23 protein-coding genes and 3 pseudogenes are annotated in these 26,433 nt (G+C 61.4%); 19 read left to right on the top strand and 7 right to left on the bottom strand.

The window, feature by feature from the left end; all coding sequences use genetic code 11:
* Nucleotides 1–113: 113 nt before the first annotated feature.
* Nucleotides 114–1,109 (bottom strand): glycine betaine ABC transporter substrate-binding protein, encoded by a 996-nt coding sequence (locus tag LXM96_RS07510; protein WP_239997739.1) that lies wholly within the window; start codon nucleotides 1,107–1,109, stop codon nucleotides 114–116.
* A gap of 506 nt (nucleotides 1,110–1,615) precedes the next feature.
* On the opposite strand from LXM96_RS07510, the gene cobU reads away from it, so the two are divergent.
* Nucleotides 1,616–2,137, top strand: coding sequence for a bifunctional adenosylcobinamide kinase/adenosylcobinamide-phosphate guanylyltransferase (gene cobU, locus LXM96_RS07505; protein WP_239997738.1), 522 nt, complete (start codon nucleotides 1,616–1,618; stop codon nucleotides 2,135–2,137).
* Nucleotides 2,138–2,147: 10 nt separating this feature from the next.
* On the opposite strand, the gene LXM96_RS07500 is transcribed toward cobU, so the two are convergent.
* Nucleotides 2,148–2,933, bottom strand: coding sequence for a TSUP family transporter (locus LXM96_RS07500; RefSeq protein ID WP_239997814.1), 786 nt, complete (start codon nucleotides 2,931–2,933; stop codon nucleotides 2,148–2,150).
* Nucleotides 2,934–3,098: 165 nt separating this feature from the next.
* Here LXM96_RS07500 and LXM96_RS07495 point away from each other — a divergent pair, with 165 nt between their 5' ends.
* Complete coding sequence (locus LXM96_RS07495; RefSeq protein WP_239997737.1) at nucleotides 3,099–4,058, top strand: nucleoside hydrolase; 960 nt, start codon at nucleotides 3,099–3,101, stop codon at nucleotides 4,056–4,058.
* A 14-nt stretch (nucleotides 4,059–4,072) separates the two neighbouring features.
* On the opposite strand, the gene LXM96_RS07490 is transcribed toward LXM96_RS07495, so the two are convergent.
* Complete coding sequence (locus LXM96_RS07490; RefSeq protein ID WP_239997736.1) at nucleotides 4,073–4,798, bottom strand: Crp/Fnr family transcriptional regulator; 726 nt, start codon at nucleotides 4,796–4,798, stop codon at nucleotides 4,073–4,075.
* A gap of 266 nt (nucleotides 4,799–5,064) precedes the next feature.
* Here LXM96_RS07490 and LXM96_RS07485 point away from each other — a divergent pair, with 266 nt between their 5' ends.
* The 11 genes and pseudogenes from LXM96_RS07485 to ccoP all read left to right on the top strand — a co-directional run bounded on the left by LXM96_RS07485 (nucleotide 5,065) and on the right by ccoP (nucleotide 15,072).
* Complete coding sequence (locus LXM96_RS07485; protein ID WP_003502893.1) at nucleotides 5,065–5,343, top strand: acyl carrier protein; 279 nt, start codon at nucleotides 5,065–5,067, stop codon at nucleotides 5,341–5,343.
* Nucleotides 5,344–5,365: 22 nt separating this feature from the next.
* A complete protein-coding gene (locus LXM96_RS07480) occupies nucleotides 5,366–5,839 on the top strand; it encodes a 3-hydroxyacyl-ACP dehydratase FabZ family protein (protein ID WP_239997735.1) in 474 nt (157 codons plus the stop codon).
* Nucleotides 5,840–5,860: 21 nt separating this feature from the next.
* Entirely contained in the window at nucleotides 5,861–7,066 is a 1,206-nt protein-coding gene (locus LXM96_RS07475) for a beta-ketoacyl-ACP synthase (protein ID WP_239997734.1), read from the top strand.
* Between the two features lie 11 nt (nucleotides 7,067–7,077).
* Nucleotides 7,078–8,364, top strand: coding sequence for a beta-ketoacyl-ACP synthase (locus tag LXM96_RS07470; protein ID WP_239997733.1), 1,287 nt, complete (start codon nucleotides 7,078–7,080; stop codon nucleotides 8,362–8,364).
* 59 nt (nucleotides 8,365–8,423) lie between these two features.
* On the top strand, nucleotides 8,424–9,452 hold the full coding sequence (locus LXM96_RS07465) for a zinc-binding dehydrogenase (RefSeq protein WP_239997732.1): 1,029 nt from the start codon (nucleotides 8,424–8,426) through the stop codon (nucleotides 9,450–9,452).
* Nucleotides 9,453–9,456: 4 nt separating this feature from the next.
* The gene (locus LXM96_RS07460) at nucleotides 9,457–10,392 is read left to right on the top strand and encodes a lipid A biosynthesis lauroyl acyltransferase (RefSeq protein WP_239997731.1); all 936 of its coding nucleotides are present in this window, start codon (nucleotides 9,457–9,459) and stop codon (nucleotides 10,390–10,392) included.
* Nucleotides 10,393–10,518: 126 nt separating this feature from the next.
* Nucleotides 10,519–11,229 carry a PAS domain-containing protein gene (locus LXM96_RS07455; protein ID WP_239997730.1) on the top strand — a complete coding sequence of 237 codons (711 nt, stop codon included), beginning with the start codon at nucleotides 10,519–10,521 and terminating at the stop codon, nucleotides 11,227–11,229.
* A gap of 444 nt (nucleotides 11,230–11,673) precedes the next feature.
* Complete coding sequence (gene ccoN / locus LXM96_RS07450; protein WP_239997729.1) at nucleotides 11,674–13,299, top strand: cytochrome-c oxidase, cbb3-type subunit I; 1,626 nt, start codon at nucleotides 11,674–11,676, stop codon at nucleotides 13,297–13,299.
* Between the two features lie 11 nt (nucleotides 13,300–13,310).
* Nucleotides 13,311–14,043 (top strand): annotated as a pseudogene (ccoO, locus tag LXM96_RS07445) (cytochrome-c oxidase, cbb3-type subunit II).
* 10 nt (nucleotides 14,044–14,053) lie between these two features.
* The gene (locus tag LXM96_RS07440) at nucleotides 14,054–14,194 is read left to right on the top strand and encodes a cbb3-type cytochrome c oxidase subunit 3 (protein ID WP_394801901.1); all 141 of its coding nucleotides are present in this window, start codon (nucleotides 14,054–14,056) and stop codon (nucleotides 14,192–14,194) included.
* A gap of 14 nt (nucleotides 14,195–14,208) precedes the next feature.
* Nucleotides 14,209–15,072 (top strand): annotated as a pseudogene (gene ccoP / locus LXM96_RS07435) (cytochrome-c oxidase, cbb3-type subunit III).
* A 48-nt stretch (nucleotides 15,073–15,120) separates the two neighbouring features.
* Here the strand turns inward: ccoP and LXM96_RS07430 are convergent.
* The 3 genes from LXM96_RS07430 to LXM96_RS07420 form a co-directional block, all read right to left on the bottom strand.
* Nucleotides 15,121–15,477 carry a VOC family protein gene (locus LXM96_RS07430; RefSeq protein WP_239997728.1) on the bottom strand — a complete coding sequence of 119 codons (357 nt, stop codon included), beginning with the start codon at nucleotides 15,475–15,477 and terminating at the stop codon, nucleotides 15,121–15,123.
* A gap of 28 nt (nucleotides 15,478–15,505) precedes the next feature.
* Complete coding sequence (locus tag LXM96_RS07425; protein ID WP_239997727.1) at nucleotides 15,506–16,924, bottom strand: alanine/glycine:cation symporter family protein; 1,419 nt, start codon at nucleotides 16,922–16,924, stop codon at nucleotides 15,506–15,508.
* Nucleotides 16,925–16,991: 67 nt separating this feature from the next.
* Nucleotides 16,992–17,405 (bottom strand): SRPBCC family protein, encoded by a 414-nt coding sequence (locus LXM96_RS07420; RefSeq protein ID WP_239997726.1) that lies wholly within the window; start codon nucleotides 17,403–17,405, stop codon nucleotides 16,992–16,994.
* A gap of 119 nt (nucleotides 17,406–17,524) precedes the next feature.
* Between LXM96_RS07420 and ccoG the strand changes: the two genes are divergently transcribed.
* The 5 genes and pseudogenes from ccoG to gndA all read left to right on the top strand — a co-directional run bounded on the left by ccoG (nucleotide 17,525) and on the right by gndA (nucleotide 23,566).
* Nucleotides 17,525–19,105: a cytochrome c oxidase accessory protein CcoG gene (ccoG, locus tag LXM96_RS07415; protein WP_239997725.1), complete on the top strand. Its 1,581-nt coding sequence runs from the start codon at nucleotides 17,525–17,527 to the stop codon at nucleotides 19,103–19,105.
* Nucleotides 19,102–19,596: a FixH family protein gene (locus LXM96_RS07410; RefSeq protein WP_239997724.1), complete on the top strand. Its 495-nt coding sequence runs from the start codon at nucleotides 19,102–19,104 to the stop codon at nucleotides 19,594–19,596. The genes ccoG and LXM96_RS07410 overlap by 4 nt, the downstream gene beginning before the upstream one ends.
* Nucleotides 19,593–21,886, top strand: a pseudogene (locus LXM96_RS07405) (cation-translocating P-type ATPase). Before LXM96_RS07410 ends, LXM96_RS07405 begins: the two are co-directional and overlap by 4 nt.
* On the top strand, nucleotides 21,883–22,038 hold the full coding sequence (gene ccoS, locus LXM96_RS07400) for a cbb3-type cytochrome oxidase assembly protein CcoS (protein ID WP_239997723.1): 156 nt from the start codon (nucleotides 21,883–21,885) through the stop codon (nucleotides 22,036–22,038). Before LXM96_RS07405 ends, ccoS begins: the two are co-directional and overlap by 4 nt.
* Before the next feature lie 94 nt (nucleotides 22,039–22,132).
* Nucleotides 22,133–23,566, top strand: coding sequence for an NADP-dependent phosphogluconate dehydrogenase (gene gndA / locus LXM96_RS07395; RefSeq protein WP_239997722.1), 1,434 nt, complete (start codon nucleotides 22,133–22,135; stop codon nucleotides 23,564–23,566).
* Nucleotides 23,567–23,649: 83 nt separating this feature from the next.
* Here the strand turns inward: gndA and LXM96_RS07390 are convergent, their stop codons facing one another.
* The gene (locus LXM96_RS07390) at nucleotides 23,650–24,699 is read right to left on the bottom strand and encodes a LacI family transcriptional regulator (RefSeq protein WP_239997721.1); all 1,050 of its coding nucleotides are present in this window, start codon (nucleotides 24,697–24,699) and stop codon (nucleotides 23,650–23,652) included.
* Nucleotides 24,700–25,105: 406 nt separating this feature from the next.
* Between LXM96_RS07390 and LXM96_RS07385 the strand changes: the two genes are divergently transcribed.
* Complete coding sequence (locus tag LXM96_RS07385; protein WP_239997720.1) at nucleotides 25,106–26,341, top strand: ABC transporter substrate-binding protein; 1,236 nt, start codon at nucleotides 25,106–25,108, stop codon at nucleotides 26,339–26,341.
* Nucleotides 26,342–26,433 lie beyond the last annotated feature (92 nt).

The raw sequence follows: 26,433 nt of genomic DNA, 5'->3' as shown, positions 1-26,433 counted from the left end.
GAGCCGGAGAAATTCAAGCTCGCCTCGCTGCCGAATGGCCTTGTCCGGGATGGCATGGTCGTGATGCTCACGTCGAATCAAGAGATGGACGGTCGGCAAGTGGCGGGGACAAACTAGCGCCTCGCGACCAATCGCTCGGCTATGGCCGGTGTCACCCAACGAGACCAGACCGGCTTGTAGTTTTCGATGAAGTGCTGGGCGGTCTCCGCGTTTGATGCCTTGTTCTCCAACTGCCAGGCGAGCACGCTGCTGATCGTGGCGTTCGACCACTGGCGTTTGTTCACGTAATCCATGGCAGGCGCCGCCATTTCCGTGAACGCCTCCGTCATCAGGGTGAAGGCCTGCGAGGTCGGGTAGGCGTTGCGCTCCGGACTCGCGCAGTCGGGAACGGTGGTGCATTCATCCCACTGAGCCTTCTGGTGGGCGACGCCGAAGGAGAGCTTCACCATCTCGTATTTCCCGAGAATTGCGGTCGGCGCCCAATAGTAACCCAGCCAGCCGGTCTCGTTCTCGAAGGCCTCGACGATCGATGCTTCCAGTTCTGCGGCCGTCGCGGGCTGGATAAGAGTGAAGCCCTTCTCCGCAGCCTCGAAGGCGCGGAAGAGGTTGGCAGTGGTCACGTGACAGGCCCAGTCATCGGGGCAGCCGTGAACGGCACCCTCATCCGATGTGCCAGGAGCCGGGAAGAGTTCCGGGTGGGCGAGGGCGTCCTCGACCGTCCGCATGTCTGGATTTGCCTCAACGACGTATTTCGGCACCCACCAGCCCTCGACAGCACCGTCGGCAAGGATTTCGGCCCCAATCACAAGCCGGTTTGCCGCTGTAGCCTTGGTGAGTTCCCCACGAACTGCGTTGATCCAGAATTCCGGCGCCATATCCGGTACGGCCGAAAGGTTCATCGAGTTAAAGGTCGGTACCGTGTCGCCGGGGACCAATTGAACCGAACAGCCGTAGCCGCGTTCGAGAATGATCTTGTCGATATGCGCTGCAATCGCCGCAGAGCCCCAGTTCATCTCCGCAACCGTCAGATTGCCGCATGCGGCTTCTGCCTGACCGGGGCGCAGGCTGAGGCAGACGAGGAGTGCGGCTGCGGCGATCGCGTATCGCATAGAAATCGTTCCTGTTCCGGCAGGAACACATGCTCCTGCCTTTGAGGTTTTTGCTTGCTGCGCGCAGGCGGTGATAAGACATCGAATTTCTTGAGAGACTAGGGTAATCCGCTGCCAGATCAACCGCTTTGCCCCGGCCTCACACACTTGCGAAGACGGTGCGTGATGTTCTTTGCAGAAATACGACTTGCCGCAGGCGCCACTAACCTTCCGGTAACGATGTCCCGCTAATCATCCATTCGCAGACGGTCGTCCGTCCGGCGGTTCGGGTTCAGGTATTGCGTACCCAGCCGCGCATGTTTCCGGTGTTGCGATCGATGGGCACGCGTCGCTGGTGGCGGCTTGACATGCAGGAGCTCTGCTCCCACTTTCACGGTGCGGCAGCGCGAACTGATGAACCAAGGCGGACGCCTCATGTATCTACGAATCGTCCGTTCTTTCAGGATTGGCGCTGCCGCGTTACATTCCTCCCTCCCATATTCAGTCCTCTCGTCTTGTGGTGGACGATGAGCGCATCTGTGCGAACCACGCTCGTTCTCGGTGGTGCTCGCTCGGGCAAATCGGCTTTCGCGGAGAAACTTGCGCGTGCGACGGGGTCGGAACGCCACTATGTGGCGACAAGCCAGGCCTATGACGACGAGATGCGCCAGCGAATAGCGCGGCATAAGGAGGATCGCGGCGCGGGATGGCACACCCACGAGGTGCCTCTCGATCTTCCCCTTCATCTGCTGCAATTGAAGTCAGTCCACCGCGTGGTGCTCGTCGACTGCCTGACGCTCTGGCTCACGAACCTGATGATGGCCGAAGTCGACATCGAAGCCGCTGGCGAGGCTCTCGTGAATAGCCTCTCCGATTGGCAAGGCAGGCTTCTGCTCGTTTCCAACGAGGTCGGGCTCGGCATCGTGCCCGACAACAAGATGGCCCGCGAGTTCCGCGACCATGCCGGTCGGCTGCACCAGCGAATCGCGGCGGTTGCCGACGAAGTTTTTTTCGTTGCTGCCGGTTTGCCCTTGAAGATGAAGGGCTAGGCCACTCCCTTCACAGGCCAAGCCAGACCCTTAGCGGATGTGTCGGGTCGGAGATCAGCTTGAGTGCCAGCGCGAGGCATGAGATCACCAGCAGCGGCTTGATGATTTTCGCGCCGCCGCGCATGGCGACCCGTGATCCGACCTGGGCTCCTAGAACCTGCCCCGCGCCCATGACCAGCCCCACCTTCCATAGAATCGAGCCGGTCAGCGCAAAGACGAGGAAGGAGCCGAAGTTGGAGCCGAGATTGAGGAGCTTGGTGTGCGCCGTCGCCTTCAGCATGCCGAAACCCGCGAGAAGCACGAAGGCGAGCATGTAGAATGAACCGGCGCCGGGGCCGAAAACGCCATCATAGAGCCCGATCAGCGGCACCGCCGTCAGCCCGAAGAGGAGCGGGGTCACCCGTTGGTGACTGTCGAGATCGCTGAGGTTCGGTTTCAATGCGAAGAACAGCGCAATGCCGATCAGCAGGAAGGGGATGGCCGCCGCGAGCATGTCGGCCGGAACGACGGACGCGAGAAGTGCGCCCAGCACGCCGCCGAGGGTGGCCATCAGTGCCATCGGCATCTGCTTCTTCAGGTCGACATGGCCGCGGCGGGCGTAGGCGATCGTCGCGGAGGCAACACCGAATTGTCCCTGCAGTTTGTTGGTGGCAATCGCTTCGAGTGGTGCAATGCCTGCGATCAACATTACGGGGATGGTGATGAGGCCGCCACCTCCCGCGATGGAATCGACGAAGCCGGCGATGAAGGCGGCCGCAAACAGCAGCGCCAGCAGGTGTACAGCGAGATCGTGCAAGGGAATGACCGGGAGACTATGACGGTAGGAAGTGCTGCGGCTCTCTGCCACCGAATAGGTCCCGTGGCAACTGTACTTGCAGAACGTGCCGACTTGTGTGGCTTAGAAACACTTATATGGTGCCGCAACCAATCCTGACTCCATTCCAATCTTTCGAGCTTGAACATGCACAAGGTCATCTTCGACACAGATCCCGGCATCGACGATGCCATGGCGCTGCTTTTCCTGCACCGGCATCCGCAGATCGACCTGATCGGCGTGACCACCGTGTTCGGAAACGCACCGATCGATCTTACCACGCGCAACGCGCTGTTCCTGACGCAGAAATGGGGAATCCATGCGCCGGTGGCGCAGGGAGCGGGCCTGACATTCGATCCGTCGCGTCCAGAGGGGCATTGGCCGACGTTCATCCATGGCGAAAACGGCCTTGGCGACATCGACATCCCTTCGTCGCTTGATGCGCAGGCGGATGGAAGGCCTGCCTGGCAGTTCATCATCGATACGGTGCGGGCGCAGCCGGGCGAGGTGACGCTGGTCGCCGTCGGTCGCATGACGAATCTGGCGCTGGCGCTCAAGGCGGATCCGGATTTCGCCGCCCTGGTGAAGGAGGTCGTCGTGATGGGCGGCGCCTTCGATCTCAACGGCAATGTCAGCCCCGCGGCCGAAGCAAACATCCACGGTGACCCGGAAGCCGCAGACCTGGTGTTCACGGCACCCTGGCGGGTAACGGTCGTCGGCCTCGACGTGACGCTGAAGACGGTGATGACGAGCGGTTTCCTTACCGAGATGGCGTCAGCGGGTGGCGCTGCCGTGCAGCTTCTTTCCGATATCTCGCAGTTCTATATCGACTTCTACAGCCACCGCGTGGGCGACGGCATGGTGGTGCATGACAGCTGCGCCTGCGTCTATGTCGTGGCGCCGGATCTCTTCAAGACGCGTAGTGGACCGATCAGGGTCGTCTGCGGAGGCATTGCGGATGGGCAGACAATCCAGAAGCCGGATGGCCGCGTCTTTCCGCCTGGGCATTGGGATGGGCATCCAAGCCAGCTGGTCTGCACCGATGTTGAAGCGGATCGTGTGCTGGAAGTGATAAGAACGGCCATTGTCGAGGGCAGGGCGGCCTAACTGCGCTCGGGCCCTCAGTCGTTTCCGGCTGCTGCAGCCAATCGCGCTAGGTCCGGCACCGTCACATGGCGGTTGTTCTCGATCTGGATGATGCCTTCCTTGCGGAGCTTGGTCATCTGCCGGCTGACGGTTTCGATCGTCAGTCCGAGGAAATCAGCGATGTCCGCCCGTGAAAGAGGTAGTTCAAAGACGCTTCTGTCGCCGGCTTCAGGATCGCCGTGGCTGGCGATCAGGGAGAGGAAGCTCGCGACCTTCTCCTGCGCCGTCTTGCGGCCGAGCGTCAGCATCCAGTCGCGCGCGTCCTCGAGTTCCTCGAGTGCCTGGCTGTGAAGCAAATGCTCCAACTCCGGCGTCTCGGCCATCAGCCGCTCGATGGCCCGACGCGGGAAGACGCAGATTTCGGTATCGGTCGCGGCTTCAGCCGCCATGCGACTTTGCTCGAAAAAAGGGCGTCCCATGAAGTCGGGTGCGAACTGCAGGCCGACGATCTGCTGGCGCCCGTCCGCCATCACCTTGGACAGCTTCACGACGCCTTTCAGAATGTTGCTGTAGGAAGATACGCTCTCACCCTGGCCGATGAATTCGTTGCCCGCGTAAATCGTGCGGCGGGAGGAGTGTTTGCTGAGTTCCATCAATTGCGCGGCCGTGAGCGCCGAGCAGACGCCGCCATGACGAGCTTCACAGGAGCGACAGACGGTCGGAAGGTCGGGGGAGCGGGGAGCTCTGGTCAGGGTATCCATGGTTGCTCTTGTCATTGTGCGGCTGCGAGACGGTGTTGATCTTCGTCAACTTGCGCGGCGAGGAATTGATCTGGGTCAAGGTTGGTAAAATCTCCGCCGCTAGGCATGGCAGAGATCAGAGCCCGTCTATGAACGACAAATTTCTTGTCCATTGCTGTTTGAGCAACAGTTGATGCGCAATTGCCCCCCGCGGGAACACGGGGATTGGCAAGGCTGCCTGTTTTCCCTATGTGGAACGCTGAATCGTTATTTCAGAGGACATTGGCGTGACTGCTACATTCGACAAAGTTGCCGACATCATCGCGGAAACCAGCGAGATCGACCGCGAGACGATTACGCCGGAGAGCCATACGATCGACGACCTCGGCATCGACAGCCTCGACTTCCTCGACATCGTCTTCGCGATCGACAAGGAATTCGGCATCAAGATTCCGCTCGAGCAGTGGACGCAGGAAGTCAACGAAGGCAAGGTTTCCACCGAGGAGTATTTCGTCCTCAAGAACCTCTGCGCCAAGATCGACGAACTGAGGGCGGCGAAGGGCTGAGAAGCCATTCCCCAAGCGTCGGATGCTGCTTGAATACTTCCAGATGATCGACCGGGTTGAGAGCGTGGACCTCTCTACCAATGTCTTGAAGGCACGGTCGGTGGTTCCAGCGGAGAGCCCCGTCTTCGAAGGTCACTTCCCCGGAATGCCGCTGGTTCCCGGCGTTCTTCTAATCGAGACCATGGCGCAGGCCTCCGGCATGCTGGTGCTGGCCGCGACGGATTTCGCAGCCATGCCGTTCCTGATGTCGGTCGATGGCGCCAAGATGCGTTCCTTCGTCGAGCCGGAGGCCGTACTCGACATCGAGGCGTTTCTGGAGCATGAGGGTTCCGGTTACGCCGTCACGAAGGCGAAGATCACTTCGGGCGGCAAGAAGGTCTGCGACGCGCAGCTGAAGCTGCGTACGATGCCGTTCAGCGAGGTGCCGCTTGGCGACATCGTTCGCAAGCGTGCTGAAGAAGTCGGGCTCATGGACGCGCTTCAAGCTGGCGCGTGACCGCCAGGCAATGAGGACAGGATGAGCAAGTCTGACAATGATGTCGTGATCACGGGTGTTGGGATCGTCACCTGCTATGGCGTCGGCAAGGAGCCGCATATTGCGCTTCTGTCGTCGGCCGAGGTGGAGCCACCGCGGGTCGAGACGGAACGCTTCAAGCCTTATCCCGTCCATCCGATGCCGGAAATCGACTGGTCTCAGCAGATCGCCAAGCGTGGCGACCAGCGGCAGATGGAGAACTGGCAGCGGCTCGGTGTCTTCGCCGCCGGCCTGGCGCTTGACGATGCCGGCCTCAAGGAAAATGCCGAAGCCTGCGCCACCATGGACATGATCGTCGCGGCCGGTGGTGGCGAGCGTGATATTAAGGTGGATTCGCTGATCGTGGACGAGGCGCTGAAGCGCAACGACCGGGATGTGCTGCTCAACGAGAAGCTGACGACGGAGCTGCGCCCGACGCTCTTCCTCGCGCAGCTTTCCAACCTGCTTGCTGGCAACATCTCGATCGTCCACAAGGTCACCGGCTCCTCCCGTACCTTTATGGGCGAGGAAGCTGCCGGCATTTCAGCCGTAGAGACCGCCTATCACCGCATCAAGTCAGGCCAGTCGACACACTCGCTTGTGGGTGGCGCCTTTGTTGCGGAGCGAACCGACATCATCCTGCTCGTTGAAGGCATTCGCGCCCACGCCACGGGTGCTTGGCATCCGCTCTGGCAACGTTCGGCCGACAACGGCGGCGGCATGATCATGGGGTCCGTCGGAGCTTTCCTGGTGTTGGAATCGCGTGCGAATGCCGAAGCGCGTGGTGCGCACGTTTACGCAGCGATCGACGCAGTCGTGGGTGACCGCGGCAGCCGGGACGATGGCAAGCTTGAGAAGCGTCTCGAACGGCTGGCCAAGCTCACGGGTGATGCCGACGCATCCGAGACGCTGGTGTTTTCCGGGGCGAGCGGACTGGTCGACCCAACCGTGCGAGAACGCGATGTCATCCAGAAAACCTTCCCCGGCGCCACGCTACGCGGCTATGGCGGAATGACGGGCCACGGTATGGAGGCGCAGTTCCCGCTTGGACTCGCACTGGCGGCGCTCGCACTCGACGGCCGACTTCGTGTACCGTCCTTCGATCCCAGCCTTGAACAGCCGATGCCGGCGCCGGCGAACCGCGCCGTGGTGACGACGGTTGGCTATACGCGCGGCGAGGGCCTAGCGGTCCTGTCGCCGAACGCGTGAGGAGAACGACAATGAGCGACAACCGCTTTACCGATCATCTCGGCCGTCCGATTATCGCCGTTACCGGCATGGGAGTGATCACCTCGCTCGGCCAGGGGTTGCAGGATAACTGGACGGCGCTCACCTCCGGCACCTCGGGCATTCACAAGATCACCCGCTTCCCGACCGAAGGCTTGTCTACGCGCATCAGCGGCACCGTCGATTTCATCGATGTCCCCGCAGACAATGCCGTCGAGCGTTCCTATGCCTTCGCGCGCGAAACGACTGCGGAAGCACTGGCGCAGGCCGGGCTGTGGGGGGATTTCGAAGGTCCGCTGTTCCTGGCAGCGCCGCCGGTCGAGCCGGAATGGTCGGCGCGTTTCGCGCTCGCTGATCGGGCACCGCCGTCGCAGGCCGAAGGCGACGCCTATGATCGCTTCCTGACCGCCATGCGCGAGCGTCCGGATCCAACCTTCCTGGAGGCCGTCCAGTTCGGCTCGATCTCCGAACGGCTCTCCGACACATTCGGCACCCGCGGTCTCCCGGTTACCCTCTCGACGGCCTGCGCGTCCGGAGCTACCGCCATCCAGCTCGGCGTTGAGGCGATCCGCCAGGGCCGCACCGATCGCTCGCTAGTCGTCGCCACCGATGGTTCGGTTAGTGCCGAGGCACTGATCCGCTTCTCGCTGCTCTCGGCTCTCTCCACGCAGAACGATCCGCCTGAAAAGGCATCGAAGCCGTTCAGCAAGGACCGCGACGGCTTCGTGATCGCCGAGGGTGCAGCAACGCTCGTGCTGGAATCGCTGGAATCGGCCATTGCGCGCGGCGCAAAGGTTCTTGGCATCCTCAAGGGTTGCGGCGAGAAAGCCGACCACTTCCACCGGACGCGGTCGTCTCCGGACGGCGGACCGGCGATCGCCACCATCCGAGCAGCGCTGGAGGATGCTGGCATGGACGAAAGCGGCATCGGCTATATCAATGCCCATGGCACCTCGACGCCGGAGAACGACAAGATGGAGTATGGCTCCATGCTCGCCGTCTTCGCTGATCGTCTGAAGGACATCCCGGTCTCGTCGAACAAGTCCATGATCGGCCACACGCTGACGGCGGCCGGCGCCGTCGAGGCCGTGTTCTCGATCCAGACGATGCTGACGGGAACGCTTCCGCCAACGATCAACTACGTCAATCCGGACCCGACCATCGTCCTTGATGTGGTGCCGAACCAGAAGCGGGATCAGCAGGTCAAGGCCGTGCTGTCAAACTCCTTCGGCTTTGGCGGGCAGAATGCCAGCCTTGTCATGACGCTGGAACCGGCTTAGAGACCGTCGCCAACCCCTTTTGACGATCTGGAACGCCTTCGGGCGAAGGAAGACCTGTTATGCGCGCTCTGCAACTGATCGACGACCGCAAGCTCGAGGCTGTGGACATTCCCGAGCCCGAAGCTCCCGGTCCCGGGGAGGTCACCCTTCGCGTCAAGGCCGTAGCACTCAACCACATCGATGTTTGGGGATGGCGCGGCATGGCGTTTGCCAAGCGCAAGATGCCGCTCACCATTGGCGCGGAAGCATCGGGCGTGGTCGAAGCAATCGGTTCCGGCGTCTCCAACGTCCTGCCCGGCCAGCTTGTCTCGATCTACGGTGCGCGCACCTGCGGGCTGTGCAAGCCGTGCCGTGAAAAGCGCGACAATCTGTGTGAGAACGTGTCCGGTGTTCACGGCTTCCACCTCGACGGCTTCGCCCAGGAGAAGACGAACCTGCCGGCACGCCTGCTCGTTCCGGCACCTCCCGGTGTCGATGCCGTCGGTGCAGCGCTTGCTCCCGTCACCTTTGGCACGGTGGAGCACATGCTGTTCGACAATGCGAAGCTTGAGCCGGGCGAGACGATCCTCGTCCATGCCGGTGGATCCGGCATCGGTACGGCCGCAATCCAGCTCGCCAAGAAGACCGGCTGCACGGTGATCACCACCGTTGGTTCGGACGACAAGATCGAGCGCGCGAAGGCGCTCGGCGCCGATCATGTCATCAACTACCGCACCGATCGCTTCGAGGGCGTCGTGCGTAAGCTCACCAAGAAGAAGGGCGTCGATGTCGTGTTCGAGCATGTCGGCGCCGATACCTGGGCCGGCTCCATGCTGTGTTTGAAGCGGGGAGGGCGTCTGGTCACCTGCGGTTCTACCTCCGGCGTATCCACGAACATGAACCTGATGATGCTCTTCCAGCAGCAACTAAAGCTGCTCGGCTCCTTCGGCTGCCGAATGGAGAACATGGCCGATGCCATGCAGAAGATGGCGCGCGGCATCGTTCATCCGGTGATTGATACGGAGGTCACCTTCGAAGACATAGACCGCGCGCTGGAGCGGATGGAAACGCGCCAGGTTTTTGGCAAGATCGTGTTGCGGATGGATTGACCCGTTGAAGATGTTTCTGACGAGGGCTGTTTTGGGACTGCGTCGCCTCCAGCAATGGCTGGTGGCGCAAGCCGCTTTCGGAATCCTCAACATCCTGAAGCTCTTCCCGGCCGACGCGGCGATCGATTTTGCCGACCGGGCCGCGCGATGGGTGGGTCCAAAGCTTTCTCGTCACCGGCTGATGCTGACGAACCTGCGCAATGCCTATCCTGAAAAAGCCGAGGCGGAGCTGCAGGAGATTGCGCTCTCGAGCTGGGGGCATATGGGCCGCCTTGCCGCGGAGTATGTCTTCCTGGACCGTCTATTCGATTTCGACCCCGAGCGGCCCACGAGAGGGCGTATCGAGGTCTCGGGCATCCCAATCTTCCTCGACCTGCGTGACAACCCGCGCCCGTTCATTGTCTTTACAGCCCATACAGGCAGTTTCGAGCTGCTTCCGGTCGCCGGCAAGAGTTTTGGGCTGGACGTGATGGTTCTCTTCCGTCCGCCGAACAATCCTTACATTGCGAATAAGGTGTTCGAGTTCCGTAGTGCGCGCATGGGCCAGCTGGTTCCCTCGCATGCTGGATCTTCGTTTGCACTTGCTCGCCGGCTCGAATCCGGCGAAGGGGTCGGCGTGCTGGTGGATCAAAAGTTTGGGCGTGGGCTCACAACGACGTTCTTCGGGCGCCCCGTCCGGACCAATCCTCTGCTGGCAAAGCTGGTCCGGCAGTTCGATGCGGAAGTATACCCTGCAAGGTGTATCCGATTGCCTGGAAATCGTTATCGCCTCGAGATCGAGCCAAAGGTCGACGTGCCCCGGAACGCAGCCGGCAATGTGGATGTGCAAGCCACTGCCCAACTGCTCAATGACAAGGTGGAAAGCTGGGTTCGGGAGCATCCGGAACAATGGCTGTGGTATCATGACCGCTGGGCGATCAAAAAGACGCTGAGAGACTAGCCCGGTTGACGATCCAGATACGGCAGCCTTCGCGCAAGTTTCGCCTGCCAAAAGAAAGCCCCATCTACTATTGTTGTAGGCTGGGGCGACTGCCGAGACCATAGGTTTTCGAGGTCGGGAGGATTGATGGAAGCGCTGATCGGGCTGTTTTGGTCGAAATACAACGATCTGCGCCTCGCGGTGGACCGCGAGGATCCGGCAATGGTGCTGGCGCTTGAGCAGGAGGTGGATCCTCTCCTGCAGGCCATTGTTGAGTACAAGGTATCGGATCCGGCCAGCATCAAGGCACAATTCTGCTTCGCGCTGGACCTCCTGCAGGAGGAGGCGGATGATCGAGGCTGCGTCGCACGCAACGGATATCTGCTGCAGACTCTCGTCGAGCGCTATCTTGGGCCTCAGATCGATCGAGCCGCAAGAGCTCGCAGCGGAGGCGGCGACATGCCGGCGTCGCTGGAACCGTGCGAGGGCAGCGTGCTCGACGCTGCTTTGTTCGATCGCATTCCCGAGCGGGTTGTAGTCGTCGCACCCGGCTATCGGGTGTTCTACTCGAACACCACGAATGCCCAGCATCTCGGCCAGCCCAAGGAGAAGTTGTTGGGTCGGCATTTTGCCGATCTGGTGGGCGTGTACCACTTCCAGCGCGACCTGCGTGAACTGGTGGATCGTTGTCTCGCCGGTGAATCACTGTCCCATACCTATGCGGAGCAGCGAGACGGCGTCACTGTCGTTGTCCAGTGTCGGCTGTCTCCTTGCTACTCGGATGCGTCGACCCAGCTCGGCGCGCTAGTGGTGATGCAGGAGATGGCTGACCGCCGACGCTCGCGCCTGACCGCTTGACGGCAACGCGCTACCTGCGAGTGCCCCTCTTCCAAAGGTACGACCGCTGGACGGCGACGCGACGATCGGAAGTACAGCTGATATCCAACAGGTCCCGTTTCCGGGTTGCGGTTTGTCCGTTGCCGCGATCTCGGTGCCGTCCAAAACGACAAGCTGTTCCAGTTGGGGATCCTAGGAGCCCGGCGATCGCCTTCGGGTTTGCGACCCGCTAGCGGGGGGAGGGCGCTTGCTCGCGTCGTAGTCGCTCCTGCACGCCATCCCTTAAGGCTGTGCCTCCTCTTTGGGTGCGAATCCTTCACCCCATTGGCTGCCCGCCTTGATCCAAATCAAGGTCTGCGGGTCGGGGCAGTGCCAATTGTCTCGCAGTCGCGACAGGTCCCACCGGGGGATTCGCTTCCGTCTGAAGCACGCGAACTGCAAACAGGCCGTTGGGGGATGTCCAACATGAATTATACCTTAGAAACTGTCGCCTTGGCGGTAGGGGCATTCCTGGCGTTGCTGGGCGTTGCCTTTGCTCAGGACAGTCAATTCGCCGCCCACATGTGGGTGCTCTTCTTCTCGCTCTTTGCCGGCGCCGTCGTGATGGTCCGGCGGGTGACCTTCGCGCCGGCTGTTGCTGTGCAGAAGGCTGGGCGCCAGTCGGAGTACTTCGACGAAGTCGTCAAACATGGTGTGATCGCCACGGTCTTCTGGGGCGTTGTGGGTTTCCTGGTCGGGGTGGTTGTGGCCCTGCAACTCGCGTTTCCCGATCTCAACATCGAGCCATGGCTGAACTTCGGGCGTACGCGGCCGCTGCACACTTCGGCAGTCATCTTCGCCTTCGGTGGCAACGCACTGATCGCGACCTCCTTCTACGTTGTCCAGCGTACCTCGCGCGCCCGGCTCTTCGGCGGCAATCTCGGGTGGTTCGTCTTCTGGGGCTACCAGTTGTTCATTGTCATGGCGGCCACCGGCTACCTGCTCGGCATCACGCAAAGCCGCGAATACGCAGAGCCGGAATGGTATGTCGACATCTGGCTCACCATCGTCTGGGTGGCCTATCTGGTCGTCTTCCTTGGCACCATTCTGCGGCGCAAGGAGCCCCATATCTATGTGGCGAACTGGTTCTACCTCGCTTTCATCGTCACCATCGCGATGCTGCATGTCGTCAACAACCTTGCAGTTCCCGTCTCCTTCCTCGGCGTGAAGAGCTATTCGGCTTTCTCCGGCGTCCAGGATGCGCTAACGCAGTGGTGGTACGGCCACAACGCGGTCGGTTTCTTCCTGACCGCCGGCTTCCTTGGCATGATGTACTACTTCATCCCGAAGCAGGTGAATCGGCCCGTGTATTCCTACCGGCTGTCGATCATCCACTTCTGGGCACTGATCTTCATGTACATCTGGGCGGGCCCGCACCACCTCCACTATACAGCGCTGCCCGATTGGGCGCAGACGCTCGGCATGGTCTTTTCCATCATGCTCTGGGTGCCTTCCTGGGGCGGTATGATCAACGGCCTGATGACGCTTTCGGGCGCCTGGGATCGCATCCGGACCGATCCGATCGTGCGCATGTTGGTGATTGCAGTCGCCTTCTATGGCATGGCCACCTTTGAAGGCCCGATGATGTCGGTGAAGGCCGTCAACTCGCTCAGCCACTACACCGACTGGACGATCGGCCACGTGCACTCCGGCGCACTCGGCTGGAAGGGCATGATCACCTTCGGCGCGATCTACTTCCTCGTGCCCAAGCTCTGGAACCGCAACCGGCTCTACAGTCTGGCGCTCGTGAACTGGCACTTCTGGCTCGCAACGCTCGGCATCGTGGTCTACGCGGCTGTTATGTGGGTTGCCGGCGTGCAGCAGGGTCTGATGTGGCGCGAATATGACGACCAAGGCTTCCTCGTCTACTCGTTTGCCGAAACGGTCTCGGCCATGTTCCCCTACTACGTCCTTCGGGCCGTCGGCGGCGGAATGTTCCTCCTGGGTGCACTGATCATGGCCTTCAATGTCACCATGACAATCCTCGGCTACGAGCGGCGCGAAAGGCTTCCGGGTGCAGCACCCGCGGCAGCGCTGCAGCCGGCCGAATAAGGACAAAGCTGATGGGTATCCTAGACAAGCATCATTTCGTCGAGCGCAACGCGACCCTCCTTTTGGTCGGCTCCCTGTTCGTGGTGTCGATCGGCGGGATCGTGGAGATCGTGCCTCTCTTCTATCTGGAGAACACGATCGAGAAGGTCGACGGCATGCGGCCCTACTCGCCGCTCGAATTGGCCGGGCGCAACATCTACATCCGGGAAGGCTGTTATGCCTGCCATAGCCAGATGATCCGTCCTTTCCGCGATGAGGTCGAGCGCTATGGCCACTACAGCCTTGCGGCCGAATCCATGTACGACCATCCGTTCCAGTGGGGATCAAAGCGCACCGGACCGGACCTAGCCCGCGTCGGCGACCGCTATTCGAACGAATGGCACGTGCAGCACCTGATCGAGCCGCGCTCGGTCGTGCCCGAATCGGTCATGCCAAGCTACGCCTTCCTCAAGGACACGCCGCTCCAGGTGACCAATGTCACGATGGATCTCAAGGCCAATCGCGCGGTAGGCGTGCCTTATACCGACGACATGCTGGAGAACGCCCAAGTGGATCTCAAGGCGCAGGCCGATCCAAACGCCGATACCTCGGGCGTCAGCGAGCGCTATCCCAAGGCCAAGATCGGCGACTTCGATGGAAACGCGGCGCAGCTGACGGAGATGGATGCGCTCGTCGCTTACCTTCAGATGCTCGGCACCCTGGTCGATTTTTCCCACCTATGACGATGCAGCCGGTTATCGGTGAGGAGGCTCAAATGGAAGTCTACACTGCACTCAGACAGTTCGCCGACAGTTGGGCGCTGCTCAGCATGACCGTCTTCTTTATCGGCGTCGTACTTTTCACCCTGCGCCCCGGGCGAAGGCTCTTGCAAAAGATGCCGCGCAGATCCCTCTGAAGGAGGAATGAGAGATGGCGGACAAGCAAATAGACGAGATCAGCGGCGTCGAAACAACCGGCCATGAGTGGGATGGCATCCGCGAACTCAGCAACCCCATGCCACGCTGGTGGGTGTGGAGCTTCTACGCCACCATCGTCTGGTCGCTGGGCTATATGGTCCTTTACCCGGCATGGCCGCTCGTCAACGAAGCCACCAAGGGCGTCTTGAACTACTCCAGTCGTGGTGAACTGGCGGGCGAGATGGAAGGCGCGCGGGTGGCGCAAGGGGCAATCCTGGAGAAGATCTCTAAGGTTTCGCTCGAGGAGATCCTCGCCGATCCGCAGCTTGCACGGTTCGCTACGGCCGGCGGCGCGTCTGCGTTTCGCGTCAACTGCGTCCAGTGCCATGGTACCGGTGCCGCGGGCGGGCAGGGATATCCCAACCTGAACGACGACGAGTGGCTCTGGGGTGGCGACATCAACGCCATCTAGCACACGATCTCGCACGGCGTCCGCGACGCAGTCGATGCTGACACCCGCTTCTCGGAGATGCCGAGCTTCGCGGACATGCTCCAGCCCGATGAGGTCCGTCAGGGCGCGGCCTATGTCGTCAGCTTCAGCGGGACGCCTCGCAACCCTGCGATGGTGGAGCCCGGCAAGCAGCTTTATGTCGACAACTGTGCTTCGTGCCATGGCGAGGCAGGCGAGGGAGATCGCGAGTTGGGCGCCCCCAACCTTGCCGATGCCATCTGGCTGAAGGTCAGCGGTGAGGCCGAGATCGCACGGCAGATCCAGGCACCGCGACATGGCGTCATGCCCGCCTGGAGCGTTCGTCTCAGCGACGAGACGTTGAAGCAGCTGGCTGTCTATGTGCACTCTTTGGGCGGCGGCGAATAGTCAGTCTTCCCACGGATAGAGCGAAGGCCGCGTCTTTCGGCGCGGCCTTCATGTGTCGGACCATACCCCCAGCTCGTAGCCCTCAGGGTCGACGAAATGGAACCTGCGACCGCCGGGAAAGGGGAAGATGGGACGCGAGATCTGCGCGCCTGCGTGTTCCACCCGCGACAGCGTCTCCTCCAGATTTTCTGCAAACAGGATGACCAGCGGCCCTCCTTTGGGAGTGACCGTATGGGATCTGGAAAAGCCCCCACTCAATCGGCCGTCCTTGAACTCGCAATAGTCCGGTCCGTAGTCGGTGAAGGCCCACCCGAAGGCCTGCCCGTAGAACGTCTTCGCCCTTTCAACGTCCTTCACCTCGAACTCGACGTAGTCGATCCTGTGATCGGCTCCACTGGTGGCCATCCTATGGTCTCCTCTTGGGGGAACGGCGCTACTCGCGCGTCCATATCGTCTGATCGATCTTCCCGGACAGTTCCGGATAGTCCGCGGCCTGGAAAACCGGGACGTCTCCAGCCTTGCGCTGGGCAAAGTAGTCCTTCGTCAGCTTGGCGACGGTCCCGGATAGGAGCACGATTGCAACGAGATTGATCGTGGCCATCAGCCCCATGGAGGCATCTGCCGCGTTGAAGACCGTGGCGACCGTCTCGTAGGCTCCCCAGATGACCATCAGCAAGACCGCCGTTCGCAGGATCAGGATACCTGGGCCGGTCCCCACGCGCAGGAACGTCATTGCATTCTCGGCATAGGAATAGTTGCCGATGATCGAGGTGAAGGCGAAGAAGAAGATCGCGACGGCGATGAACTGACCACCCAAGCTGCCGAGATGCTCAGTCAGGGCTGCCTGTGTCAGCTGAGCCCCCGTCACGCCGCTCTCCGGTACCAGCGCGCCGGAAAGAAGGATCACGATCGCGGTGGCGGTGCAGATCAGGATCGTATCGATGAACACACCAAGCGCCTGCACGAAGCCCTGGGATGACGGATGGTGTGGCTGGGGCGTAGCAACGGCGGCAATGTTTGCCGCGGAGCCCATGCCTGCTTCGTTGGAGAACAACCCGCGCTTCACGCCGTTCATCAACGCCGCCATGACGCCACCGGTCGTGCCGCCGGCAGCTTCCTGCCAGCCGAAGGCACTCGCGAAGATGCTGCCAAAGACACCCGGCACTTCAGACCAGTTGATGAGCAGGACGTAGATTGCGGTGAGCAGATATGCGCCCGCCATGAAAGGTACCACCAGTTGGGCCACATGCGCAATCTGGCGGATGCCACCGAAAATGACGATGCCAGAGAGGAGGGCGACGAACAGGCCAACGGCCAACTTTGGCAGCCCGAATGCTCCCTCCATTGCATCGGCAATGGAATTGGCTTGAACTGCATTGAAGACCAGTCCGAAGGAAAGGATCAGGCAAATCGAAAAGACGCCGCCTGCCCATGGCGCCCGCAGTCCGCGCGCCAGGTAGAATGCCGGCCCACCGCGATACATGCCTTCGGCGTTCTTGACCTTATAGAGTTGTGCGAGCGTGCTCTCGGAATAGGCCGTCGCCATGCCGACCAAGGCCACCATCCACATCCAGAAGATCGCTCCTGCGCCTCCGAGATAAAGAGCCACGGCAACCCCGGCGATATTGCCGGTTCCAACGCGTGAAGCGAGGCTGACGGTGAGCGCCTGAAAGGGGCTGATGCCTGCCTTGTCTTCGTTCGAGCTGTTGCGCAGGACGCGAAACATTTCAGTGAAGTGCCGGAACTGGATCAGCCGGAGTCGGACCGTGAAGTAGAGGCCGACGAGGAGCAGTCCGTAGACCAGCACGTACTCCCACAAGATGAGGTTCAGGCCGTCGATCAGCGCGGACATCTAGCTCTCCCACAGCATCAGATACCGCTGGATTCTAGGGCGGCAGTCACAATAGGAAAGGCGCAATCTACTCCGGGTTGCGCATTTCCATCAATGACTTCAGCGCGTCGAGGTCACGCCGGATCGCGGCGGCATCGGAGCTGAAAGCCGCGTCGTCCATGCCTGCCTGGCGGATGAGGGTAAACATCGCCTCTGCGCCGTCGCCATTCGGCACGATCCGGAAGGCATTGTGGACCACGGTCCCGTCTGGGAACATGACGTCATGGTCGATCACCCCGAGATCGTTATCCGACGCGAACCGGATACGGATTTCCCCAAACGGTCCGCCGTTGCCGATCCATTCGGGACCCGCCGGTCTCAGGCCTGCAGCCAGCCCTGCCGCCCACGCCCCCAAGTTTTCGGGTCTTCGCGCAAAGTCAAAAACGGCGTCCCACGGCGCATCGATCGAAACATGAATGATCATGGCTTCGGCGACCGCCATGGCTCCCCCTTATTCACTGCGACAATGAGCGCGGCCAGAGTCCCGCGTCCCTTGTTTTATGTCAAGGATCGCCGGGGCAGCAAGTGGGAGAAGACAGCCACAGAAGTGGATCTGCGCCAATGAATCTCTACACCGCCGGAGGCCTTGACCGAACCAGCCAGAATGGCAGCAAGGGGCAAGCCGCCCCAAGCCCAGGGGTGCCGGAACCGCTCTACGAAGCACGCAGGAAAATCTTTCCCAAGCGCGCCGAAGGCCGCTTTCGCCGTTTCAAATGGCTGGTGATGTTGATCACGCTTGGCATCTACTACCTGACCCCCTGGATCAGGTGGGATCGCGGTCCCTATGCTCCAGATCAGGCCGTCCTGGTCGATATGGCGAACCGCCGCTTCTATTTCTTCTTCATCGAGATTTGGCCGCAGGAGTTCTTTTTCGTCGCGGGCCTTCTGGTCATGGCTGGTTTCGGGCTGTTCCTGGTGACCTCGGCGGTCGGCCGCGCATGGTGCGGCTATGCCTGTCCGCAGACCGTGTGGGTCGATCTCTTCCTTGTGGTAGAGCGCTGGGTTGAAGGCGACCGCAATGCCCGCATGAAGCTCGATTCCGGTCCATGGACCGTGGAGAAGATCCGCAAGCGTGTCCTGAAGCACGCCATCTGGCTCGCCATTGCGGTGGCGACCGGCGGTGCGTGGATCTTCTACTTCGCCGATGCGCCGTCGCTGGCGTATGATTTCGTGACGGGTAACGCCGCCTTCATCGCCTATTCGACAGTCGGCGTGTTGACCGCCACCACCTATGTCTTTGGCGGTCTGATGCGCGAGCAGGTCTGCATCTACATGTGCCCCTGGCCGCGTATTCAGGCAGCCATGCTGGACGACAATTCGCTGGTGGTGACCTACAACGACTGGCGCGGCGAGCCGCGAACGAAGCACGCGAAGAAGGCGGTTGCTGCCGGCCAGCCGGTCGGCGACTGCGTGGACTGCAATGCCTGCGTCGCCGTCTGTCCGATGGGGATCGACATCCGCGACGGCCAGCAACTGGCCTGTATCACCTGCGCGCTCTGCATCGACGCCTGCGATAGCGTGATGGACAAGATCGGCAGGCCGCGCGGACTGATCGCCTATGCGACGCTGAACGAATATGATGCGAACATGGCGCTTGCTACGGACAACGGTACGGCGCCGATCAATCCAGATCGTGTGCGCAACGCAGACGGCAGCTTCGTCGACAAGGTCCGCCACTTCAACTGGCGCATCATCTTCCGACCGCGCACGCTGCTCTATATGGGCGTCTGGACGGCGGTCGGCCTCGGTCTCCTCGTCGCGCTCCTCAGTCGCGACAGGCTTGAGGTCAACGTCATTCATGACCGCAATCCCCAATATGTCCTGGAGTCGGATGGATCGATCCGCAACGGCTACACCATCCGTCTACTGAACATGATTCCCGAGCCGCGCACCATTCTCCTGTCGCTGGACGGGCTGCCGGAAGCCACGATGAAAATCAACGGTCACACCAGCGACGACAATCGCAGGTTCGCCATCTCGGTGGATCCCGACAAGGCAACGGCGCTGAAGGTGTTCGTCACCGTTCCAGCCGACGCCTTGCCGGATGGCAGTGACGGCTTCAGCTTCGTGGCCGAGGACCGCTCAAGCCATGAACGGGACCATTATGATGCCAACTTCTATGCGCCGGAGGGCCGCCAATGAACTCGACAGAACGCAAAGGTTTCGTCTTCACCGGATGGCACATGGTCTGCGTCATGTGCCTGTTCTTCGGGACGATCATCTCGGTGAACTTTTACATGGCGTGGCAGGCAACCCACACCTGGAGCGGTCTGTTGGTCAAGAACACCTACATCGCCAGCCAGGAGTTCAATGGAAAGGTTGCGGAAGCTCGGGCATTGGCGGCAACAGGAATCGTCGGGTCGATCGAAGTTGCGGGCTCAGACATCCGCTATCGGCTGTCGCATCCGCAGAAAGGTTCCATTGATGCCGACTCCGTCTCCCTGAGCTTCAAACGGCCCGTAGGCGAGGATCAGGATTTTCATATTGTGCTCCAGCCGCAAGCCAACGGCCTTTTTGTAGAGCATCATGAGGTTCCCGCGGGCACGTGGATCGTCGAGGCCGAGGCCGTGAGGCAGGGAAAGCGCATCCTGCATCATACGCAGCGCATTTCCGTTGCTGGAGATCTGAAATGACCACCTGCTGCGCTCCCGGTAACGAAGGAGCTGTCGAGCTTGAGCGTCTCGGTCATGCGTTGCCCTCGAGCGAGGAGTTGCTGCTGTCGAGCCGTCAGGTGGAGACCGGCCTGCGACAGACCGACCTTGGCGTGCCGGGCGTCCATTGCGGCACCTGCATCACGACGATCGAGAAGGCGCTGCAGGCCCTGCCGGAAGTCGTGAGAGCGCGGGTCAATCTGTCTACAAAACGTGTCTCCGTGATCTGGAGGGAAGAAGTGGACGGGCGGAAGGCCGATCCGCTGGATCTGGTCCTGACCATCAACCGGGCGACCGGCTATGATGCCCATCTGTTCTCGAATGCCGAGGATGCCGGCGACGAGCTGCAGCGAGATCTGATCAGGGCGGTGGCCGTATCTGGTTTCGCCGCAGCCAACATCATGCTCCTGTCGGTTTCCGTCTGGTCGGGTGCGGAGGCCTCGACCCGGGATCTCTTCCACTGGATCTCGGCCATGATCGCCGCGCCAGCGCTCATCTATGCGGGCCGCTTCTTCTATCAGTCCGCATGGCAGGCCATTCGCCATGGCCGCACGAACATGGATGTCCCCATCGCCCTTGCCATCACGCTCTCGTATGCGGTGTCGCTCTGGGAGACCATGCATCATGGTCAGCACGCCTGGTTTGATGCCACCGTGTCGCTGCTGTTTTTCCTGCTATTGGCCGCACGCTCGACCACGTCATGCGTGACCGCGCGCGTGCCGCAATCAGCGGCCTTGCCCGGTTGTCGCCACGCGGCGCGATCGTTCTCGCAGACGGCGGCGGGCGTGAATACCGTCCGATCGAGGACATCAGGCCGGGCGACCGGCTGATGGTCGCGGCGGGGGAGCGGGTGCCTGTTGACGGCATCGTCGAGAGCGGCAGAAGCGATCTTGATCGTTCGATCGTCAACGGTGAAAGCGCGCCAGCCGTTGCCGGGCCGGGGGACGTTGTCCAAGGCGGCATCCTCAACCTGACCGGCTCGCTTGTCATTCGCGCGACAGCTGCCGCAAAAGAGTCGTTCCTGGCGGAAGTCATCTCTCTGATGGAAGCTGCCGAAGGTGGCCGGGCGCGCTACCGGCGGATCGCCGACCGGGCAGCCCAACTCTATTCGCCGGCGGTTCATCTGCTGGCCCTCGTGGCCTTCATCGCTTGGGGTATCTTTGACGGCGACTGGAAACAGGCGATGCTGATCGCCATTGCCGTGTTGATCATTACCTGCCCCTGCGCGCTTGGCCTCGCCGTGCCCGTGGTCCAGGTCGTAGCGGCGGGACGGCTGTTCAAGAACGGCATCATGGTGAAGGACGGCTCGGCAATGGAACGCCTGGCGGAAGTTGATACCGTCCTCTTCGACAAGACGGGGACGCTGACGCTCGGTCGGCCTCGTCTGGTCAATGCAGCGGACGTCAAGCTTGCCCATCTTGCCGTTGCCGCTGGCCTTGCCGCCCATTCCCGCCATCCGCTCTCGCAGGCGCTCTACCGGAGCGCACCGGATGCCGGCGCGCGTTTTCGAAGCGTCGTGGAACTGGCAGGGCAGGGGCTCGAAGCGGTCACGGAAGATGGAACCTACCGGCTTGGCAACCGCCGCTTTGCCTGCGGCGACAATGGTAAGACAGAAGCGCTATCCGAGGTCGTCCTGTCGCTTGATGGCACTGAACTCCAGAGTTTCTTCTTTGAGGACGCGTTGCGTCCGGATGCCGCCGCTGCAGTCGCAGGGCTTGGCGCCTCCGGCCTCGCGACGGGCATCCTCTCCGGCGACCGAGCGACGGTCGTGATCGATGTGGCGCGCCGTCTGCGGATCACCCAGTGGCAGGCGGAACTGTCACCGCGCGACAAGGCCGAGGCGGTGGCGGAGCTTGATCGGACGGGGGCAAAGGTGCTCATGGTTGGAGATGGCATCAATGATGCGCCCGCGCTGGCCGCCGCGCACGTTTCGATCGCGCCGGCGACCGCAGCGGACGTCGGGCGCCAGGCAGCCGATTTCGTCTTCATGCACGACAGCCTCAACGCCGTACCGCTTGCGATGGAGGTATCCCGCCGGGCCGGACGCCTGATCCGCCAGAACTTCGCTCTCGCCATCGGCTATAACGTCATCGCAGTGCCGATCGCGCTCGCGGGCTACGCAACGCCTTTGATCGCAGCTGTGGCCATGTCGACGTCATCGATCATTGTTGTGGCCAGCGCGCTTCGGTTGAACCGGTTGGCAGGGGCAGAGCGGGCATATGCGGTACCGGCTGCACCGGTGCCGGTCGCGACGGGGGCGCAACTGGCATGAACATGCTCGTTTATCTCATCCCGATCGCGCTCTTCCTCGGAGCGCTCGGCCTGCTCGCGTTCCTGTGGTCGCTGAAGAGCGGCCAGTACGACGATCTCGACGGTGCAGGCTGGCGGGCTATCGACGATGACGATGATCGTCCAGCTGTCTGACAAGCGGATAACAGCCAGAACTTCATCGTTTCAGCCTTGCCGTTTGTCATCGGCGGTGCCAAAACAGCCGCCAACTGCAAATGGAGGCATATCCTTGGAACAGGCAGAAATCGGCCTCATCGGGCTCGGCGTCATGGGCTCGAACCTCTCGCTCAACATTGCCGAGAAGGGAAACCGCATCGCGGTCTTCAACCGCAGCCCGGAGGCGACGCGGACGTTCTTCGCCGAGGCGGGTGACCTTCAGGGGCAGATCATCCCCTGCGAGACGCTGGAGCAGTTTGTCGCTTCCATCCGGCCACCCCGGCCGATCATCATCATGATCAAGGCGGGCGAGCCCGTCGACCAGCAGATGGAAGCGCTCAAACCCTATCTTTCTGCGGGCGACATCATGATCGATGCCGGCAATGCGAATTTCCGCGACACGATGCGCCGCTTCGACAACCTCAAGGACAGCGATCTGACCTTTATTGGCATGGGCGTCTCAGGTGGTGAGGAGGGCGCGCGCAACGGGCCTTCGATCATGGTCGGCGGCACAGAGGAGAGCTGGAAGCGCGTCGAGAAGGTGCTGACGTCGATATCCGCCAAGTTCAACGACGACCCCTGCGTCGCCTGGCTCGGTGAGAATGGTGCCGGCCATTTCGTCAAGACGATCCATAATGGCATCGAATACGCGGACATGCAGATGATCGCCGAGATCTATGGCATCCTGCGTGATGGTCTTGGCATGAGCGCGCCGGAGATCGGCGGCGTGTTCGGCAAGTGGAATGCCGGCCGTTTGAACTCCTATCTCATCGAGATCTCTGAGACCGTGTTGAAGGCGACTGATCCGATCTCCCATAAGCCGATGGTTGATATGATCGTCGATCGCGCCGGCCAGAAAGGGACCGGCAAATGGTCGGTCATCGAGGCACAGAACATGGGCGTTGCCGCCACTGCCATCGAAGCGGCGGTTGCCGGCCGCATTCTGTCGTCGCAAAAGAGCGAGCGGGAGGCGGCTGAGTCAATCTTCGGTCTGCCCAAGACTGCCGCTGCGCCGGCGGACAGGGCAGCCTTCCTAGACGATCTTGAGAATGCTCTGCTGGCCGCCAAGATCGGCGCCTATGCGCAAGGGTTTGCCGTCATGTCGGCAGCCTCGGATGAGTACGGCTGGAATTTGCCAATGCCGACCATCGCCAAGATCTGGCGCGCAGGCTGTATCATCCGCTCGGCATTCCTCGATGAAATCACCTCGGCTTTCACCAAGGATCCCGGCGTCGCCAACCTGATCGTAACGCCGGCCTTCTCGCAGATGGTCAAAGACACCGATGGCGCGTTGCGCCGGGTCGTGTCCTACGCCGTCAACTCCGGCCTGCCGGTCCCGGCCCTTGCCTCGGCACTCTCGTATTTCGACGCTTACCGGCGCGGCCGCGGCACCGCCAATCTGATCCAGGCGCAGCGCGACTTCTTTGGCGCCCACGGCTTCGACAGGGTGGACGGCGCCGACAAGCATCACGGCCCCTGGGGCAGCGGATTGGCTGACTTCACCTGATCGTCGGTTGAATGAGAGAAACCCGCCCATTGAGGCGGGTTTTTCGTGTTGAGCTTAAACAGATTCTTCTGTTTTATGGACAGTCAGTCGCGCGGTCCCATCGGAGACCAGGCCGGCTTGCTGACGCTCTGCAGCAGCTCCGGCGCAACGCCGTCGATCCGTGCGATCACCGCCTTGGCCAGTTCCCGCCCGGAGTGCCGGACGTCCTCGTTTACCGTGTAGATCTCCGGACGTATCCAGTTCAGAAAATCGGCCGACTGTTTGGAGACAAGGTCAAGATCCTGTCCGAGCTTCTTGCCGGCGGCTTCGATACCGGCGACCAATGCTATGGTGGAGCTGCCGCTGATCGAGATAATGCCGTCCGGCGCATTGGCGGAGCGCATCATCGTTTCCGTGTGGTTGCGGAGGTCGCTCAAGGGCATTTCCGTCGTAATCCTGCCGATGGCGACCTCGGTCGCGCCGAAGTAGGCAAGGCCGCGCTCGAAGCCGATCCGACTGTGCAGATAGAAGGACAGCGCGCTCGGTGGCGGGAGAAGCGCGATCCGCCTACGGCCCCGCGACACCAGCTTTTCGACCGCCTGGTAGACATAAGCCTCGTTATCGTAGTCGTGAAACGGATGGGTAATCCCCATGTCGGTGCGTCCATGCGTGGCAAACGGCATGTTGCGCTCCGTCATCAGGCGCACGCGTGGATCGTCCGGTGCAATCCGCGAGATGATCACGCCGTCTGCTGATCCTGTGTCAAGGATGTAGCGCACCGGCAGCATCGGGTCCTTCTGGTGCGAGTGCGGGGTGAGCACCAGGTGGTACTGCGTACCGGCCAGGACTTCCGAAATGCCGAAGACCATCTGGCTGGTGAAGCCCATCAGCTCTTCCTCGATGCTGAGCACGAGCGCTATCACGTTCGTCTTGCCGGTGCGTAACCGCACGCCGGCGCGGTTTGGCTGGTAGCCCAGCTGATTGGCGACGAGCCGGACGCGCTCCTTGGTTTCCGCGCCGATATCGGGCGCATCCTTGAGTGCCCTGGAGACGGTGGTGATCCCGAGCCCGGTCATATAGGCGATCGTCTTCAGCGTCGGGCGCTCACGCCCGGCCATGACCGCCTTGGCCATTCCTTTGATACTGTCGTCCATTCCCTGCCGCCACCCGATTCAGCTGCGCCAGCTATAGAAGTTTATGGCGTCCCTGAAAACGGATGCCTCCTCAACTGATCGGCATCGCGAGAATACAAACTGAAACGATACAGGCGAAATGTCGAGCAGAATTTTCGAGGGCAGGGGGCGGCTGTGCTTCTTCTGGTTGTACCACGCAGGTGCGGAAGATTTTTTGCGGATGCGAAGCAAATGATGAGCTCGCCGACGAAAAACATTGAAAGATTCTGGGCTTTTGCGCGCCACGCTTCCAGTGCACGTGCTCGTCCTCGCCGAAATTAGAAGTTGTAATCGTCGGTATCGCGAAGTTTTTGCGCCTGTCCCTGTTGCCTAGCTGAAATCTTTGACATAGCTTTTTCCTGCATCGTTTCAGTGAGGGAGGAGACTCATGAATATTCGTGCACTGACAGCCGCATTCGCGGCTACGATCGTGTTGCCTATGGGTGTTGCCAAGGCGACTGATCTCGAAGTGACGCATTGGTGGACGTCCGGTGGTGAGGCTGCGGCCGTTGCCGAGCTCGCCAAGGCATTCAACGCAACCGGAAACAAGTGGATCGACGGCGCTATCGCGGGTGCTGGCAGCACGGCTCGCCCGATCATGATCAGTCGCATCACCGGCGGCGATCCAATGGGTGCTACCCAGTTCAACCACGGCCGCCAGGCGCAGGAGCTCGTGGAAGCAGGCCTGATGCGCGACCTCACTGCAGTTGCAGAGGAAGGCAATTGGAAGGACGTCATCAAGCCCGCAAGCCTGCTCGATAGCTGCACGCTGGATGGCAAGATATATTGCGTGCCAATCAATATCCACTCCTGGCAATGGCTGTGGCTGTCCAACGCCGCCTTTGAACAGGCCGGCGTTCCGGTGCCGAAGGACTGGCATGAATTCGTCGCTGCGGCGCCGAAGCTACGCGAAGCCGGCATTCAGCCGCTGGCGCTCGGTGGTCAGGCCTGGCAGTCCGGTGGCCTCTTCGACACGCTCGTTCTCGCCCTCGGCGGCAAGGAGGTCTATGAGGCCGTCTACGTCGACAAGGACGCTGACGTCGCAGCTGGCTCAGAAATGGCGAAGGTCTTCGAAGCCGCCGCCCAGGCCCGCGAAATGGCTGCCGGCAGCAATGTGCAGGACTGGAACCAGGCGACCAATCTTGTGATCACCGGCAAGGCCGGCGGTCAGGTGATGGGCGACTGGGCGCAGGGCGAGTTCCAGATCGCCGGTCAGGTTGCCGGCGAGGACTACAGCTGCCTGCCCGGCCTCGGCATAAGCCCCTATATCGCCACCGGCGGTGACGCGTTCTACTTCCCCGTCCTCGACGACGAAGAGAAGTCGAAGGCGCAGGACGTGTTGGCGCAGACCATGCTCGATCCGAAGACGCAGGTCGCGTTCAACCTGAAGAAGGGGTCGCTCCCGGTTCGCGGTGACGTCGATCTGACCTCGGTCAACGACTGCATGAAGAAGGGCCTCGACATCGTTGCCAAGGGCAACGCGCTGACCAGCACCGACCAGGCACTCTCCGCCGACAGCCAGAAGCAGAAGGAGGATCTCATGACCGAGTTCTTCTCCAGCACCTCGCTGAGCCCGGAAGACGCCCAGAAGCGCTTCGCCGACATCATTTCCTCGGCTGACTGATCCCAAGCGACCGCCCCGGTCGGCACCGCGTGAAGGTGCCGGCCGGGTAAACGTTTCGCTTACTGCGCCAAGCGCGCCGGCACCGGCCGACC

Source organism: Rhizobium halophilum (assembly GCF_021648825.1).
GTDB classification, from domain to species: domain Bacteria; phylum Pseudomonadota; class Alphaproteobacteria; order Rhizobiales; family Rhizobiaceae; genus Neorhizobium; species Neorhizobium halophilum.
This window is presented reverse-complemented; position numbering and strand designations above follow the sequence as displayed.

Bases quoted from the DNA above. Each gene is read 5' to 3' on its own strand.
- LXM96_RS07510 (WP_239997739.1), bottom strand. From the start codon at position 1,109: ATGCGATACGCGATCGCCGCAGCCGCACTCCTCGTCTGCCTCAGCCTG.
- cobU (WP_239997738.1), top strand. From the start codon at position 1,616: ATGAGCGCATCTGTGCGAACCACGCTCGTTCTCGGTGGTGCTCGCTCG.
- LXM96_RS07495 (WP_239997737.1), top strand. From the start codon at position 3,099: ATGCACAAGGTCATCTTCGACACAGATCCCGGCATCGACGATGCCATG.
- LXM96_RS07490 (WP_239997736.1), bottom strand. From the start codon at position 4,798: ATGGATACCCTGACCAGAGCTCCCCGCTCCCCCGACCTTCCGACCGTC.
- LXM96_RS07480 (WP_239997735.1), top strand. From the start codon at position 5,366: ATGCTGCTTGAATACTTCCAGATGATCGACCGGGTTGAGAGCGTGGAC.
- LXM96_RS07475 (WP_239997734.1), top strand. From the start codon at position 5,861: ATGAGCAAGTCTGACAATGATGTCGTGATCACGGGTGTTGGGATCGTC.
- LXM96_RS07470 (WP_239997733.1), top strand. From the start codon at position 7,078: ATGAGCGACAACCGCTTTACCGATCATCTCGGCCGTCCGATTATCGCC.
- LXM96_RS07465 (WP_239997732.1), top strand. From the start codon at position 8,424: ATGCGCGCTCTGCAACTGATCGACGACCGCAAGCTCGAGGCTGTGGAC.
- LXM96_RS07455 (WP_239997730.1), top strand. From the start codon at position 10,519: ATGGAAGCGCTGATCGGGCTGTTTTGGTCGAAATACAACGATCTGCGC.
- ccoN (WP_239997729.1), top strand. From the start codon at position 11,674: ATGAATTATACCTTAGAAACTGTCGCCTTGGCGGTAGGGGCATTCCTG.
- LXM96_RS07440 (WP_394801901.1), top strand. From the start codon at position 14,054: ATGGAAGTCTACACTGCACTCAGACAGTTCGCCGACAGTTGGGCGCTG.
- LXM96_RS07430 (WP_239997728.1), bottom strand. From the start codon at position 15,477: ATGGCCACCAGTGGAGCCGATCACAGGATCGACTACGTCGAGTTCGAG.
- LXM96_RS07425 (WP_239997727.1), bottom strand. From the start codon at position 16,924: ATGTCCGCGCTGATCGACGGCCTGAACCTCATCTTGTGGGAGTACGTG.
- LXM96_RS07420 (WP_239997726.1), bottom strand. From the start codon at position 17,405: ATGGCGGTCGCCGAAGCCATGATCATTCATGTTTCGATCGATGCGCCG.
- ccoG (WP_239997725.1), top strand. From the start codon at position 17,525: ATGAATCTCTACACCGCCGGAGGCCTTGACCGAACCAGCCAGAATGGC.
- LXM96_RS07410 (WP_239997724.1), top strand. From the start codon at position 19,102: ATGAACTCGACAGAACGCAAAGGTTTCGTCTTCACCGGATGGCACATG.
- ccoS (WP_239997723.1), top strand. From the start codon at position 21,883: ATGAACATGCTCGTTTATCTCATCCCGATCGCGCTCTTCCTCGGAGCG.
- LXM96_RS07390 (WP_239997721.1), bottom strand. From the start codon at position 24,699: ATGGACGACAGTATCAAAGGAATGGCCAAGGCGGTCATGGCCGGGCGT.
- LXM96_RS07385 (WP_239997720.1), top strand. From the start codon at position 25,106: ATGAATATTCGTGCACTGACAGCCGCATTCGCGGCTACGATCGTGTTG.